The 14338-nt window shown below is 71.4% G+C and carries 12 protein-coding genes; 4 read left to right on the top strand and 8 right to left on the bottom strand.

The window, feature by feature from the left end; genetic code table 11:
• Positions 1 to 59: 59 nt before the first annotated feature.
• Positions 60 to 1109 carry an aldo/keto reductase gene (locus AB0A90_RS14215; RefSeq protein WP_357246616.1) on the bottom strand — a complete coding sequence of 350 codons (1050 nt, stop codon included), beginning with the start codon at positions 1107 to 1109 and terminating at the stop codon, positions 60 to 62.
• Positions 1110 to 1202: 93 nt separating this feature from the next.
• Here AB0A90_RS14215 and AB0A90_RS14210 point away from each other — a divergent pair, with 93 nt between their 5' ends.
• Both AB0A90_RS14210 and AB0A90_RS14205 read left to right on the top strand, forming a co-directional pair.
• Complete coding sequence (locus AB0A90_RS14210) at positions 1203 to 1664, top strand: MerR family transcriptional regulator (protein ID WP_357246613.1); 462 nt, start codon at positions 1203 to 1205, stop codon at positions 1662 to 1664.
• A gap of 162 nt (positions 1665 to 1826) precedes the next feature.
• Positions 1827 to 1997, top strand: coding sequence for a hypothetical protein (locus AB0A90_RS14205; RefSeq protein ID WP_357246611.1), 171 nt, complete (start codon positions 1827 to 1829; stop codon positions 1995 to 1997).
• A 76-nt stretch (positions 1998 to 2073) separates the two neighbouring features.
• Here the strand turns inward: AB0A90_RS14205 and AB0A90_RS14200 are convergent, their stop codons facing one another.
• From AB0A90_RS14200 to AB0A90_RS14170, 7 genes are all read right to left on the bottom strand, one after another.
• A complete protein-coding gene (locus AB0A90_RS14200) occupies positions 2074 to 3189 on the bottom strand; it encodes an acetate kinase (protein WP_357246608.1) in 1116 nt (371 codons plus the stop codon).
• Positions 3186 to 5255 carry a phosphate acetyltransferase gene (gene pta / locus AB0A90_RS14195; protein ID WP_357246605.1) on the bottom strand — a complete coding sequence of 690 codons (2070 nt, stop codon included), beginning with the start codon at positions 5253 to 5255 and terminating at the stop codon, positions 3186 to 3188. Before pta ends, AB0A90_RS14200 begins: the two co-directional genes overlap by 4 nt.
• Positions 5256 to 5354: 99 nt before the next feature.
• Complete coding sequence (locus tag AB0A90_RS14190) at positions 5355 to 5540, bottom strand: DUF6104 family protein (RefSeq protein ID WP_357246603.1); 186 nt, start codon at positions 5538 to 5540, stop codon at positions 5355 to 5357.
• Positions 5541 to 5673: 133 nt separating this feature from the next.
• Positions 5674 to 9465: a multifunctional oxoglutarate decarboxylase/oxoglutarate dehydrogenase thiamine pyrophosphate-binding subunit/dihydrolipoyllysine-residue succinyltransferase subunit gene (locus AB0A90_RS14185; protein WP_357246600.1), complete on the bottom strand. Its 3792-nt coding sequence runs from the start codon at positions 9463 to 9465 to the stop codon at positions 5674 to 5676.
• A gap of 313 nt (positions 9466 to 9778) precedes the next feature.
• Complete coding sequence (locus tag AB0A90_RS14180) at positions 9779 to 10591, bottom strand: ABC transporter permease (protein ID WP_357246597.1); 813 nt, start codon at positions 10589 to 10591, stop codon at positions 9779 to 9781.
• Positions 10588 to 11523 (bottom strand): ATP-binding cassette domain-containing protein, encoded by a 936-nt coding sequence (locus AB0A90_RS14175; protein ID WP_357246595.1) that lies wholly within the window; start codon positions 11521 to 11523, stop codon positions 10588 to 10590. Before AB0A90_RS14175 ends, AB0A90_RS14180 begins: the two co-directional genes overlap by 4 nt.
• Positions 11524 to 11665: 142 nt before the next feature.
• A complete protein-coding gene (locus tag AB0A90_RS14170; protein WP_357246593.1) occupies positions 11666 to 12313 on the bottom strand; it encodes a hypothetical protein in 648 nt (215 codons plus the stop codon).
• A 150-nt stretch (positions 12314 to 12463) separates the two neighbouring features.
• Here AB0A90_RS14170 and AB0A90_RS14165 point away from each other — a divergent pair, with 150 nt between their 5' ends.
• Together AB0A90_RS14165 and AB0A90_RS14160 are read left to right on the top strand one after the other, a co-directional pair.
• On the top strand, positions 12464 to 13234 hold the full coding sequence (locus AB0A90_RS14165) for a GNAT family N-acyltransferase (protein WP_357246590.1): 771 nt from the start codon (positions 12464 to 12466) through the stop codon (positions 13232 to 13234).
• Positions 13231 to 14196 carry a 1-acyl-sn-glycerol-3-phosphate acyltransferase gene (locus AB0A90_RS14160; protein ID WP_357246587.1) on the top strand — a complete coding sequence of 322 codons (966 nt, stop codon included), beginning with the start codon at positions 13231 to 13233 and terminating at the stop codon, positions 14194 to 14196. Before AB0A90_RS14165 ends, AB0A90_RS14160 begins: the two co-directional genes overlap by 4 nt.
• Positions 14197 to 14338 lie beyond the last annotated feature (142 nt).

Below are 14338 nucleotides of genomic sequence, written 5' to 3'. Positions count from 1 at the left end.
GCATTGACGCGTTGTGCCCTTCCGGTCACCCCGTGCTGTGCCCTCGGAGGCGGGCCCACTCAGGCCGCGGCACGGTCCGCGAGAGGACGACGCCGACGTGCGATGTCCGTCAGTGCGCGCAGTGGGAAGGCGGCATTGGGGTTGTACCGGTTCGTGCCGGGCGGCACGATCTCGTCGATCCGGTCGAGGGTCGCGTCGTCCAGGGTGAGCGTGGCGCCCCTGAGCAGATCTTCCAGTTGCGGCATGGTGCGCGGTCCGATGATCGCCGAGGTGACGGCCGGATGGGCCACGGTGAAGGCGATGGCGAGCTGTGGAAGCGTGCAGCCGATGCTCGCCGCGAGCTCGACGAGCTGCTCGACGGCGTCGAGCTTCGCGGCGTTCTCGGCGATCGTGGGATCGAACTGCGCGGGCCGCAGTGCGGCCCGCCCGGTCGACAGGTCGACGGGCTGGTCCCTGCGGTACCTCCCGCTGAGAAATCCGAAGGCGAGCGGGCTCCAGACCAGCACCCCCATGCCGTAGCGCTGGCAGACCGGCAGGGTCGAGGCCTCGACGCCACGGGCCAGGATCGAGTACGGCGGCTGCTCGGTGCGCAGGCGTCCGAGGCCGCGACGCTCGGAGACCTGGTGCGCCTCGACGATCTCCTCGGCGGGGAACGTCGAGCAGCCGAACGCGCGGATCTTGCCCTCGCGGACGAGGTCGGTGAGCACGGAGAGCGTCTCCTCGATGTCGGTCGAGGGGTCGGGACGGTGGATCTGGTAGAGGTCGATCCAGTCGGTGTCCAACCGCCGGAGGCTCCCCTCGACGGCCTTGAGGATCCACCGCCGCGAGTTGCCGCCCTGGTTGGGTCCCTCGCCCATCGGGAAGTGCACCTTGGTGGCCAGCACGACGTCGTCGCGGCGCCCGCGCAGCGCCTTGCCCACGATCTGTTCGGACTCGCCCCGGCCGTACATGTCGGCGGTGTCGATGACGTTGATGCCCTGGTCGAGGGCGGTGTGGACGATGCGGACGCAGTCGTCGTGGTCGGGATTGCCGACGGCACCGAACATCATGGTCCCGAGGCAGTGGGTGCTCACCTCGATGCCGGTGCCGCCGAGTGTGCGATAGCGCATGACGATGCTCTCCCAGGTGGTGTTGAGTCGTGATCACCTGGCACCGTAGGAGCTCGAGTCGGCTCTAGGTCAACCCCCGTTACCCTGCTCGACATGGCTGAGGTCACCGCGGGTCTGAGCATCGGACAGGTCGCCGAACGCACCGGCTTGAGCGTGCACGCGCTCCGCTTCTACGAGGAGCAGGGCGTCTTCGTCAGCCCGGTACGCCGTGGGTCCACCGGGCGTCGCGTCTACAGCCAGGACGACGTGGACTGGCTGACCGTCTGCGTCATTCTCCGCGCCTCCGGCATGCCGCTGCCGGCGCTGCGCCGCTACACCGAACTCGTTCGCGAGGGCGCGGGCAACGAGGAGGAACGACTCGCGCTCATGCGTGCGCACCACAGGCGCGTCACGGACCAGATCGGCCAGCTCACCCAGAGCCTGGATCTGATCAGCTTCAAGGTCGGGGTGTACGAGGACCTGCTCGACGAGGCCCGGCAAGCAGTCGAGCCAGGTCGTCCGCGTCCTTCGGACGGCGAGGCCGCTCCGGCATCCACACCGGGTACATCTGCTTGAACTCGATCTGGGCCGGCACCGAGATCGTCGGAACGACGAGCGGGCCGATCCGGCGACCTCGACCACCTCGGCGATGCTCGCCAACTGGCGGCGCGCGAGGTCGTCCACCAGGGCGCCCTACCGGGGCGGTGCTTCGCGAGCGGCTTCGCTAGGGTCACCGGCATGCCTGAGAACTACACCGACCCCAGTGGCAACACCGAGGCGTTCCGCGCGTTCAGCCAGACACCGGAGGCCGCCGCGCCGGTGGAGTCGCCGTCCCGCCTGCCGCTGATCATCGGCGCGGCGGTCGTGGTGGTCCTGCTCGTCGTCCTCGTCGTCTGGCTCGCGAGCTGACCGGACCGGGCCGGGTCGACCCGCACAGCCCACGGGGCGGGCCACCACCACTTGTCGCATCGCCTCGGACGGGTCGTCAGTGGCGGGCGACCACGTCCCGGGTCTGCCGGGCGATCTCCCGCTCCTCGTCGGTGCGGATGACACAGACGCTCACCTCGGCGCCGTCGGGTGAGATGACGCGGTCGCCCGTACCGTCGTTGCGCGCATCGTCGACGGCGATACCGAGCCGGTCCAGGCCGGCCAACGCGGCTGCCCGGACGGGCGCGGCGTGCTCGCCGACCCCGGCGGTGAAGGCGATCGCGTCGACGTGGCCGAGCAGTGCGTAGTACGCCCCGACGTACTCGGTGATCCGCCGGCAGTACACGTCGAAGGCCAGCGCCGCCGCCCGGTCCCCGGCCGCCCGGCGCGCAAGCACCTCGCGCATGTCGTTGGCGCCGGTCAGCCCGAGCAGCCCGCTGCGGTGGTTGAGCAGGTCGTCGATCTCGTCGACCGACAGCCCGGCCTCCCGGCGCAGGTGGAAGATCACCGTGGGGTCGAGGTCGCCGCTGCGGGTGCCCATCACCAGCCCCTGCAACGGGGACATGCCCATCGAGGTGGCGACGCTGCGACCGTTGGCCACCGCGCAGGCGCTGGCCCCGTTGCCCAGGTGCAGGGTGATCGTGTTGACCTGGTCGTACGGGCGGCCGAGCAGTTCGGCGGTACGCCGGGACACGTACGCGTGCGAGGTGCCGTGGAAGCCGTACCGGCGGATGTCGTACCGCTCGGCGGTGTCCCGGTCGATCGCGTAGGTCGCGGCGGCCTCCGGCAGGGTGTGGTGGAACGCGGTGTCGAAGACGGCGACCTGCGGGACGTCCGGGAGTGCCGCGCGGGCCACCTCGATGCCGGCCAGGTTGGCCGGGTTGTGCAGCGGGGCCAGCGGCACCAGGTCCTTGATCGCGGCCAGGACCGCGTCGTCGACGAGCACCGGCGCGCTGAACGTCCGACCACCGTGCACCACCCGGTGCCCGACCGCCGCCAGCCCGGTGAGGTCCTGCTCGGCCAGGATCTGCCGGACCGCGCTGGCGTGGTCCGCCGGGCCGCCACCGGGCTCACCGACCCGTTCGACGGTGCCGTGGTCGAGCACCCGGTCCCCGTCGTAGTGGCGCCACTTCACCGACGACGACCCGCAGTTGAGCACCAGCACCCGACTCATGAGGCCTCCTCGGTGGCCGCCTGGATGGCGGTGATCGCCACCGTGTTGACGATGTCCGGCACGGTCGCGCCGCGGGACAGGTCGTTCACCGGCCGGCGCAGGCCCTGCATGACCGGGCCGACGGCGACCGCCCCGGCCGAGCGCTGCACCGCCTTGTACGTGTTGTTGCCCGTGTTCAGGTCCGGAAAGATGAAGACGGTGGCCTGGCCGGCGACCGAGCTGCCCGGCAACTTCGTCGCCGCCACCGCCGGGTCGATCGCCGCGTCGTACTGGATGGGCCCCTCGACCAGCAGGTCGGGCCGGCGCTCGCGGACCAGGGCGGTGGCCGTGGCGACCTTCTCCACGTCCGCGCCCGCGCCGGAGCTGCCGGTGGAGTACGACAGCATGGCCACCCGGGGTTCGATGCCGAACCGGGCGGCGGTGTCGGCCGACGAGATCGCGATGTCGGCGAGCTGCGCGGCGTCCGGGTCGCGGTTGACCGCGCAGTCGCCGTAGACCAGCACCCGGTCGGCAAGCAGCATGAAGAAGACGCTGGAGGCCACCGAGACGTCCGGCAGCGTACGGATGATCTCGAACGCCGGTCGGATGGTCGCGGCGGTGGTGTGCGTGGCGCCGGAGATCATGCCGTCGGCCCGGCCGGTCGACACCATCAGCGTGCCGAAGTAGTTGGGCTGGGCCACGATGTCGTGCGCCAGTTCGGCGGTGACGCCCCGGTGGGCGCGCAGCCGCGCGTAGTCGGCGGCGAAGTCGTCGCGCCACGCACTGGTGGCCGGGTCGACGACGTTCGCGTCGCCGAGGTCGATGCCTAGTTCGCGGGTCCGCCGGGCGATGTCGTCCGGTCGGCCGAGCAGCGTCAGCTCCGCCACGCCCCGGCGCAGCAGGATCTCCGCCGCGCGCAGGATCCGCTCGTCGGTGCCCTCCGGCAGCACGAGGTGCCGGGGCTTCGAGCGGGCGCGGTCGATCAGCTCGTTCTCGAACATCAGCGGGGTGACCCGCGTCGACCGGCTGACCCGCAGCCGGCGAGCCAGGTCGTCGGTATCCACACAGCGCTCGAACGCGCCCAGCGCGGCCTCCACCTTGCGCGGGTTGGCCGTGCTGGGTCGACCCTCGATCCGGCTGGACGCGGCGACCGTGTCGTAGCTGTCGCTGCGCACCGACAGCACCGCCAACCCGGTGTTCAGCCCCTGCACCAACCGCATCACCCGGGGGTCCGGCTGCTCACCGAGTGTGAGCACCAGCCCGGCCACCGACGCCTGACCGGCCACGTGCGCGGCACTCGCCGCCACGAGCAGGTCGGCCCGGTCCCCGGGGGTGATCACCAGGGCGCCCTCGGTGAGGTGGTCCAGCAGGGTCGGTACGTGCGCCGCGCCGACCACGAAATCCAGCACGTCCCGGCTGAGCGCGGCGTCGTCCCCGGCCAGCAGGGTGGCGCCGAGCGCCGCCGCCACCTCGGCCACCGTCGGCGCCGACACGCTCGGCACCTCCGGGATGGCGTACGCGGGGACCGGCAGGTCGGGCAGCGTCATCGGCTCGGTCACCCGGTTGGCGATCACCGCGAGCACCGTCGCGCCCAGGTCGGTCAGATCGTGGTACGCCCCGCGCACCGCCGACGCGACCGCCGCCGGCTCCTGCCCGAGGCCGTCCACCACCGGCACCACCACGCTGCCGAACTCGGTGGCCAGCCGGGCGTTGAAGGCCAACTCGCGAGGATGGGCCGGATCGCCCGGGTCGTCGAAGTCGCTGCCCACCACGACCACTGCCGGGCACTGCCGCTCCACCGCCCGGTACCGCTCGACAACCGTGGAGATCAGTTGCTCACGTCGGCCGTCCGCGACCAGCGCCGCCGCCTGGGTGTAGGTCGCCCCGGCCAGCTCCGACAGCGGCAGCTCGACCCGGTAACGCTCACTGAGCAGGGCGAGGATCGGATCCGGACCGGTGTCGGCGACCAACGGCCGGAACACGCCGATCCGCCCCACCTGGCGAGAGAGCAACTCCGCCAATCCGAGAGCGATCGTCGACTTGCCCCCGCCCGAACCAACGCTGGTCAGATACACACTGCGAGCCACGTTCCCACCCCCTGCTCGTTGATCAAGAAGTTTGCGTCAGTTCCGGCCCCCATCGTGACCGAAACTTCTTGATCACCGGGCGCGGAACGGGGGGACGGGTCAGGCGTCGTCGTCGTCGGGGTCGTCCAGGCGGGCCAGGTACGTTGCCAGGCGCTCGATGGGGGTTTCGAAGTCGGGGTTGAGGTCGACGAAGTCGCGCAGGCGCTCGCCCAGCCACTCGAGGGTCACCTGCTCGGCGCCCCGGCGCTCGACCAGCTCCTCGATACCGCGGTCGGTGAAGTACATCGGGTACGTCCTCGTGCTCGGCCCGGCGTGGGCCGGGCGGATGGGCGGGTGGGTCGGTGGGTCCGTGGACCGACGCGAGCCGGGGCAGGACCGTGGGTAACGGCCCTGCCCCGGCTCGCGTGGTGCGGTCAGGTCACGGGCGGGGGAGAGCCGCCTCGATCAGCGCGTTCTGCTCGACCTCGTGGGTCTTGGCCGAGCCGACCGCCGGGGCTGCCGCGGCCGGGCGGGAGATCCGCCGCAGCCGGACGTCCGTGAGGTGCTCCAGCAGGTTGAGCGCGACGAACGACCAGGCACCCTGGTTGGCCGGCTCCTCCTGCACCCAGGCGAAGTCCTCCGCGTTCGGGAACTGCGCGAGGGCGGCCCGGATCTCCTCCACCGGCAGCGGGTACAGCTGCTCGATCCGGAGGATCGCGGTGTCGGTGACGCCGCGCTCCTGCCGGGCCTGGAACAGGTCGTAGTAGACCTTGCCGGAGCAGAGCAGCACCCGCTTCACCGACTCGGGGGCTGGTGCCGCCGTGTCGCGCAGCACCGGCTGGAAGGTGCCGGTGGTGAAGTCCTCGACCGAGGAGACGCAGAGCTTGTGCCGCAGCAGCGACTTCGGCGTGAACACCACGAGTGGCTTGCGCTTGGGCGACAGGGCCTGGCGGCGCAGCAGGTGGAAGTAGTTCGCCGGGGTGGTCGGGATGGACACCCGCATGTTGTCCTCGGCGCACATCTGCAGGAACCGCTCCGGCCGACCGGAGGTGTGGTCCGGACCCTGGCCCTCGTGGCCGTGGGGGAGCAGCAGGGTGACGGCGGAGCGCTGACCCCACTTCACCTCGCCGGACGAGATGAACTCGTCGATAACCGACTGGGCGCCGTTGACGAAGTCGCCGAACTGGGCTTCCCAGGCGACCAGGGCGTTGATGTTCTCCACCGAGTAGCCGTACTCGAAGCCCATCGCCGCGTACTCGCTGAGCAGCGAGTCGTGCACGAAGAACCGGGAGCGCTCGCCGTCGCCGGTGAGCGACTTCAGCGGCAGGTAGTCGTCGCCGGTGCGGGAGTCGACCACCGAGGCGTGCCGCTGGACGAACGTGCCGCGACGCGAATCCTGCCCGGCGAGCCGGACGGTGACCCCGTCGTGCAGCAGCGCCCCGAGCGCGATGATCTCGCCGAAGCCCCAGTCGATGTTGCCCTCGACGGACATCTTGGCCCGCCGGTCCAGCAGTTGCTGGATCCGCTTGTGCGGGGTGAAGCCCTCGGGGAGGTTGATGTGCGCCTCGCCGATCGCCTTCACGACCGACGCGTCGGTGGCGGTGTCGACCTGCGGCTCCGGCTCCTCCTCGCGGCGCGGCCGGTTGAGCTGGCGGGGTGCCGACGCGGCGTCCCGGGTGGCCTTGAAGACCTTCTCCAACTGCGCCTGGTAGTCGCGCAGCAGCTCTTCCGCGTCCTCCACGGTGATGTCACCGCGGCCGATCAGCTCCTCGGTGTAGAGCTTGCGCACCGAGCGCTTCGAGTCAATGATCTTGTACATCTGGGGGTTGGACATCGACGGGTCGTCGCCCTCGTTGTGCCCGCGCCGGCGGTAGCAGACCATGTCGATCACGACGTCCTTGTTGAACGTCTGCCGGTATTCGAAGGCCAGCCGGGCCACCCGGACCACGGCCTCCGGGTCGTCGCCGTTCACGTGGAAGATCGGCGCCTGGATCATCCGGGCCACGTCGGTGCTGTAGAGGCTGGACCGGCTGTACTCCGGGGCGGTGGTGAAGCCGACCTGGTTGTTGACCACCACGTGCACGGTGCCGCCGGTGCGGTAGCCGCGCAACTGCGACAGGTTGAGCGTCTCGGCGACCACGCCCTGCCCGGCGAACGCCGCGTCACCGTGCACCGCCAGCGGCAGCACGGTGTAGCCCTCCAGCTTGAGGTCGATCCGGTCCTGCTTGGCGCGGACGATGCCCTCCAGCACCGGGTCGACGGCCTCCAGGTGCGACGGGTTGGCCACCACCGACACCTTCACCGAGTGCGCGCCGTCCGGAGTGGTGAACTTGCCGTTCTGGCCCAGGTGGTACTTCACGTCGCCGGAGCCCTGCGTCGAGCGCGGGTCCAGGTGACCCTCGAACTCCGAGAAGATCTTCTCGTACGGCTTGCCGACGATGTTGGCCAGCACGTTGAGCCGACCCCGGTGCGCCATGCCGATGACGACCTCGTCCAGCCCGTTCTCGGCGGAGGACTCCAGCACCTCACCGAGCAGCGGGATCAGCGACTCGCCGCCCTCCAGCGAGAAGCGCTTCTGGCCCACGTACTTGGTCTGCAGGAAGGTCTCGAACGCCTCGGCGGCGTTGAGCCGGTTGAGCACGTGCTTCTGCTCGTCGGCGGCCGGCTTCTCGTACTTGCGCTCGATCCGTTCCTGCACCCAGCGCCGCTCCTCCGGGTCCTGGATGTGCATGTACTCGATGCCGACGCGGCGGCAGTACGAGTCGCGCAGCACGCCGAGGATCGAGCGCAGCTTCATCCGCTGCCGGCCGGCGAAGCCGTTGACCGGGAACTCGCGGTCCAGGTCCCAGAGGGTGAGCCCGTGCTGGAGGACGTCCAGGTCGGGGTGCTTGCGGATCGTGAATTCCAGCGGGTCGGTGTCGGCCATCAGGTGACCGCGCACGCGGTACGCGTGGATCAGCTCGTGCACCCGGGCGGTCTTGTTGATCTGACCCTCGGAGTTGACCGCGACGTCGCGCATCCAGCGCACCGGCTCGTACGGGATGCGCAGCGAGGTGAAGATCTGGTCGTAGAAGCCGTGCTCGCCGAGGATCAGCTCGTGCATCACCTTGAGGAACTCGCCGGACTGCGCACCCTGGATGATCCGGTGGTCGTACGTGCTGGTCAGCGTGATGATCTTGCTGACGGCCAGCTCGGCCAGGGTGGCCTCGGACATGCCCTGGTAGGGGGCCGGGTACTCCATCGCACCGACGCCGATGATCGCGCTCTGCCCCTGCATCAGGCGGGGCATCGAGTGCACGGTGCCGATGCCGCCCGGGTTGGTCAGCGAGATCGTGGTGCCGCTGTAGTCGTCCATGGTCAGCTCGTTGCGCCGCGCCCGCCGGACCACGTCCTCGTACGCCTGCCAGAACTGCCGGAAGTCCATCGTCTCGCAGCCCTTGATGGAGGGAACCACCAGGTTGCGGCTGCCGTCCGGCTTGGCCAGGTCGATCGCGATGCCGAGGTTGACGTGGGCGGGGCGGACCATCGCCGGCTTGCCGTTGGCCTCGGCGAAGGAGTTGTTCATCTCCGGGTGCTGGACCAGCGCCCGGACCAGCGCGTACCCGACCAGGTGGGTGAAGCTGACCTTGCCACCGCGCCCCCGGGCGAGGTGGTTGTTGATCACGATGCGGTTGTCGACGAGCAGCTTCGCCGGGACCGCGCGCACGCTGGTCGCGGTGGGCACGCTCAGCGAGGCGTCCATGTTCTGGACGATCTTCGCGGCGACGCCCCGCAACGGCGTGGTCTGCGGGCCGTCGGCGCTCGGCGCGGCGGCCGGCTTGGCCGGGGCCGCCTTCGCCGGGGCGGCCTTGGACGCGGCCGGCGCGGCAGCGGGCTTGGCCGGCGCCGACTGCGCGGTGGACGACGGTGCGGCGGACGGCTTGCTCGCGGACGACTGTGCGGCGCTCGGCTTGCTCGCGGTCGCCGGCGGCGTGGCGCTCGGCTGGCTGACCGTGGCGGCTGCCTCCGGCTGGCCGTCCGGCTCGGGAGCGGCGGCCGGCTCTTCCGACGCCTCAGCCCCGCGTGGCGTGGCCGCGCCGGGTGCCGGCCGGTAGTCGGCGAAGAAGTCGTGCCAGGCCGAATCGACGCTCGATGGGTCGGCGAGGTACCGCTGGTACATCTCCTCGACGATCCACTCATTCGGGCCGAAACCCGCCAGTGGGTTCTCCTGCGAAGTCTGCTGGGTCGACACGGCCGGTAATCGCCTCTTTCACGCGGGTTTGTGTGGCACGCGGTGTGTCCCTCGTGCCCGATTAGGAGCACGGACTGGACGGCTCCCAGGCTACGCCGTACGGATCCCGTAGGCATTTCAGCCTCGGCCCCGTGGCCGGTTTCACAGAAGATGCCAGAAGTTCAGCAACCGCTGCGCGGCCAGCCGAGGGCTGGTAACGCGCGGCAGATCGAGGTTGGTGACGCACGGCAGATCGCCGGTGACGCGCGGCCAGCTCCCGGCGTGGTGCCGACCCCGGGGCGGCCAGCTCGCCGCCCCGGGGTCGGAAATGCCGTCAGGCGATGTCGCGACGTCGAGTGATCAGGATTCCGACGATGCCACTGACCAGCGCGTAGCCCACCAGCACCAGGGCGCCGACCCACCAGTCGGGGGTCAGGTCGGTGCTGCTCCCGCTGATCATGACCTGGGATGCCACCGCGGGCCAGACCACCTGCCACTTCATCACCGCCTCGTTGTCCAGCCAGCTGGAGAGGAGGAAGAAGAGCAGCTGGGCCACCTGGGTGCCGATCAGGTACAGCACCGAGGCGGTGATCACCGCGCCGAGCTGGTTGGGGATCAGCGTGCCGATGCCCACCCCGAGGACCGTCCAGATCATGTACGCCAGCAGGTTCAGCAGCAGTGCCCGGTGCACCGTCCACTCGCCGAGCTGCGCGCCGTGGTCGTTCAGGCTCAGGAAGACCGACCCAGCGGCCAGGTCGATCACCGTGGTGGCCAGCCAGAAGCCGAAGCCCAGCAGCGAGGCGGCGCCGAGCTTGGCCAGGATCACCGAGGTGCGACGCGGCGTGGTCAGGTAGGTCGTGGTCGCGGTCTGGTGGAAGACCTCGTTGGTGACCATCAGGATGCCGATCAGCATCACGAACATCAGCCCCAGGTACTGCCCCGAGGTGTACAGGTTGGCCGCCTGGCCGGCGGGGGTGGCCTGGTCCCCGCTGACGCCGAAGTCCTCCTGGTTGCCGCCGAGCACCTGGCTGGCGAGCCAGGCGTTGACGACGAAGGCCAGCACCAGGGCGAGGAACGCGCCGAGGGCCAGCCACCACCAGGTGCTGGTCGTACGGATCTTGAGCAGTTCGGCTCGGACCAGGTTCATCGGATGCCCGCCTTTCCGGCCGTCAGCTCCAGGAAGACCCGTTCCAGGTCGGGTCGTTCGGTGGTCAGTTCGTGCAGCTCGACGCCGGCGGCCAGGGCGGTCCGGCCGATCGTCGGGGCGTCCACCCCGGCGACCAGCAGCACGCCCTGCTCGTCGGTGTCGACGGTCGCCGACTGCGCCTTCAGCGCCGCGACCAGAGCCTCGGCCTGCGGCGTGCGGACCCGTACCCGGGCGGTCTGCGCCATCGAGCCGAGGACCTGGTCGACAGGTCCCTGCCGGACCAGCTGCCCGGCCGCGATGATCACCACGTCGTCGGCGAGCAGCTGCATCTCCGACAGCAGGTGGCTGGAGACCAGCACGGTGCGGCCTTCGTGGGCGAGGTTCTTGAGGAACCCGCGCATCCACCGGATGCCCTCCGGGTCGAGCCCGTTGGCGGGCTCGTCGAGGATCAGCACACGAGGGTCCCCGAGCATGGCGGCGGCGATGCCCAGCCGCTGCTTCATGCCCAGCGAGTAGCCCTTGAACTTGCGCTTCGCCGCCGGAGTCAACCCGACCAGGGCCAGCGCCTCGTCGGCCCGCTGCCGGGGCAGCCCGGCCGCCGCGCAGATGACCCGCAGGTGGTTGATGCCGGTGCGGCCCTTGTGCGCGCTGGAGGCTTCCAGCACCGCGCCGACGTGCCGGAGCGGGTCTGTGAGATCGGCGTACCGGTGGCCGCTGATGGTGGTCGTGCCCGCGGTCGGCGTGACCAGGTTCAGCAGCATGCGCAGGGTGGTGGTCTTGCCAGCGCCGTTCGGGCCGAGGAAGCCGGTCACCCGCCCCGGTGCCACGGTGAAGGACAGGTCGTTCACCGCCCGCACGTTCTTGTACTGCTTCGTCAGACCGGACACCACGATCTGACCGTCGCTGGTGGGGCTTCGCTGCCCGTCAGTCATCGTTCTCCTCCCGTGTACGGCGTCGAGGTACGCCGTGGCACAGCGTGACGGCCCGAGGCATCAAGGTCAATCAGGCTCGGTTCCTATGTTCGTCTCCGTCGCAGGGCGGAGGCGACTCCACCCTGCGGACGACGGACCGGTCTCAGCGGGCGATCCAGGTCGCCCGCGCCGCGCCGAGCAACGCGCCGTCCGGGCCGTACAGGCTGGTGTGCACGAGCGCCTTGCGGCCATCGACGTCGAGCAACGCCCCGGTCACCACGCAGTCGTCGCCCGGCCCCGGCAGCGCCGTGACCACTGCGGCGATCCGACCCAGCAGGTACGGGCGGCCCGGCGCGAGGACAGTCCAACCGCCGGGGCAGTCCAACGCCGCCCAGACCGTGGGCGCGCTGACCCGCTCGGGCGCCCGGAACGGCGCGGCGGTCCGCCCATCAGGTAACCGGCCGGGAAAGATCCGCAGCCCGTCGGCCCGCTGCGGCCCGCAGACGTAACAACCGGGGAACGGATGCTCGACCAGGCCGGGGTAGCGCGTCGCCGCGGCCACCGCGGTGTCCAGGTCCACCGGGGGTACGACGACGTCGACCACGCCGGCCGGGCGCACCTCGGCCACCAGTTCGCCGGCCGGGTCACGGACCTCGCCGTCGGTCAGGATCAGCTCGGTGTCCAGTGGTGGCGGTCGGCGCAGCGTCACCTCGACCGGGCCCGTGCCGCCCGCCTCGGCGGCGAACACTCCCGCGCTCCAGCCGCCGTTGCCCGAGCCGGGCGGCCCGTTGTAGCGGGACTCGATCCGCATCGTCGACCTCCGGTGGGGCGTGCCGGCGTCGTCGCCGGTTCGTCGGGCAGCCTCGCACGACCACCGGTGGGACGCATCTGCCGGCCGGCGTTCATCCTGCCGACACCGGTGGTCTGAGTGAATGGCAACCCGAGCACCTACACAGATCCCATGGCCGTTCTGCATGCCGCTGGCGCACCCCTGACGACCAGCGGATACACCCTGCTGATCGCCGACGACCCCATCCAGGTCGCGGCCGCGCAACGCCTGCGCCACGAGGTGTTCGCCACCGAGCTCGGCGCCACTCTCCTCCCCGATACCGCCGGGCTGGACGTGGATCCCTTCGACGCGCACTGCGACCACCTGATCGTCCGCGAGGACAGCACCGGCCAGGTGGTCGGCACGTACCGTCTGCTGCCACCGGGCCGCAGCACCCGGCGGTACGCCGAGGACGAGTTCGACCTCGGCGCGCTCGATCCGCTCCGCGACGACCTGGTCGAGGCGGGCCGGTCGTGTGTGCACCCGGACCACCGCTCCGGCGCGGTGATCAATCTGATGTGGGCAGGCATCGTCCGATACCTGCACCTGCGGGGTTCCCGTTGGCTCGGCGGCTGCGCGTCGGTGCCGGTGGCCGACGGCGGGCGGACGGTCGCCGAGGTGTGGACCCAGGCCCAGACCCGGCACCTGTCGCCGCCGCCCCTGCGGGTCCGCCCGCTGCGGCCCTGGTTCACCGAGTCGGCCGCCGGACCGGTGGCCGCCGATCCGGCGGGCCGCGTCGCGGTACCGCCGCTGCTGCGTGGCTACCTCCGGCTGGGCGCGTGGATCTGCGGCGAGCCGTCGTACGACCCCGACTTCGGCTGCGCGGACTTCTACGTGCTGTTCTGCCTGGATCGGATGAACCCGCGTTACCTGCGGCACTTCCTGGGCGAGGCGCAGCGATGACCGCCGGGTCGCACGACCTGTGGCGGCCGTCGTCGGGTTGCGACGACGACTGTCTGCCACCGACCGGCGGGGTGCCCACCGTGTCGGTGGCCCGTCGGGTACTGCGGTTGGTCGCCGTGTCCGGCATGCTGCTGGCCGGCGTCGGCCTGGTGGTGCTGCTGCCCGTACTGCCGGTCCAGGAGCGCCACGCGGCGGTGCGCGGGTGGGCCCGGTCCACCGCGCGGGCCTTCGGGGTCCGGCTGGTGATCCGGGGCCGACTGCCCCGGCGGCGGGCGCTGCTGGTCGCCAACCATGTCTCGTGGCTGGACATCCTCGCGGTGCTGGCCGTCGCGCCCACCCGGATGGTGGCGAAGCGGGAGATCCGCTCCTGGCCGGTGTTCGGCCTGCTGGCCGCGGTGGCGGGGACCGTCTTCGTGGACCGCGCCCGGCCGCGCGCGCTACCGGCCATGGTCGGCCGGATCGCCGACACGCTGCGCGCCGGCCGGTCGGTGGCGGTCTTTCCGGAGGGGACGACCTGGTGTGCGGGCGCCGGTGCCGCCGACTGCCGCCCCGGCGGCGGCTTCCGGCCCGCGACGTTCCAGGCGGCCATCGACACGGGCAGCCCGGTGGTGCCACTGCGGCTCGCCTACGCCTGTGCGGCCACCGGTACGACCACCACGGCCGCTGCCTTCCTCGGTGCGGACACGTTGCTGCGGTCGATGGTCCGGGTGGTCACGGCGCGGGGTCTGGTGGTGTCGGTGACGATCGCCGCCGCGTTGCATCCGGCCCGTACCGCCGACCGGCGGTTGCTGGCTCGGGCCGCCGAGTCCGCCGTACACCTGGTGCCCGCGGCCGGGGCGGGGGCGCGGACCCGGCCGCACCCGGTGCCCACGGCGACCCCGGCGGTCGCGGTGCCCACGGCGATCCCGGCGGTGCCCGTGCCGACGCCGGCTGTCGGCGGCGGGCTGGATCTGGCGGCCTGAGACGGCGGCCCTGCGCCCGCGCCCGTGCCCTGCGCTCCGCGCCTGCGCCCTGCGCTCCGCGCCTGCGCCCTGCGCTCCGCGCCTGCGCCCTGCGCTCCGCGCCTGCGCCCTGCGCTCCGCGCCTGCGCCCTGCGCTCCGCGC

It is taken from the genome of Micromonospora sp. NPDC049204 (assembly GCF_040647935.1).
Lineage (GTDB): Bacteria > Actinomycetota > Actinomycetes > Mycobacteriales > Micromonosporaceae > Micromonospora.
Note: the sequence above shows the minus strand (reverse complement) of the source record. Positions and strands in the feature narration are given on the sequence as shown.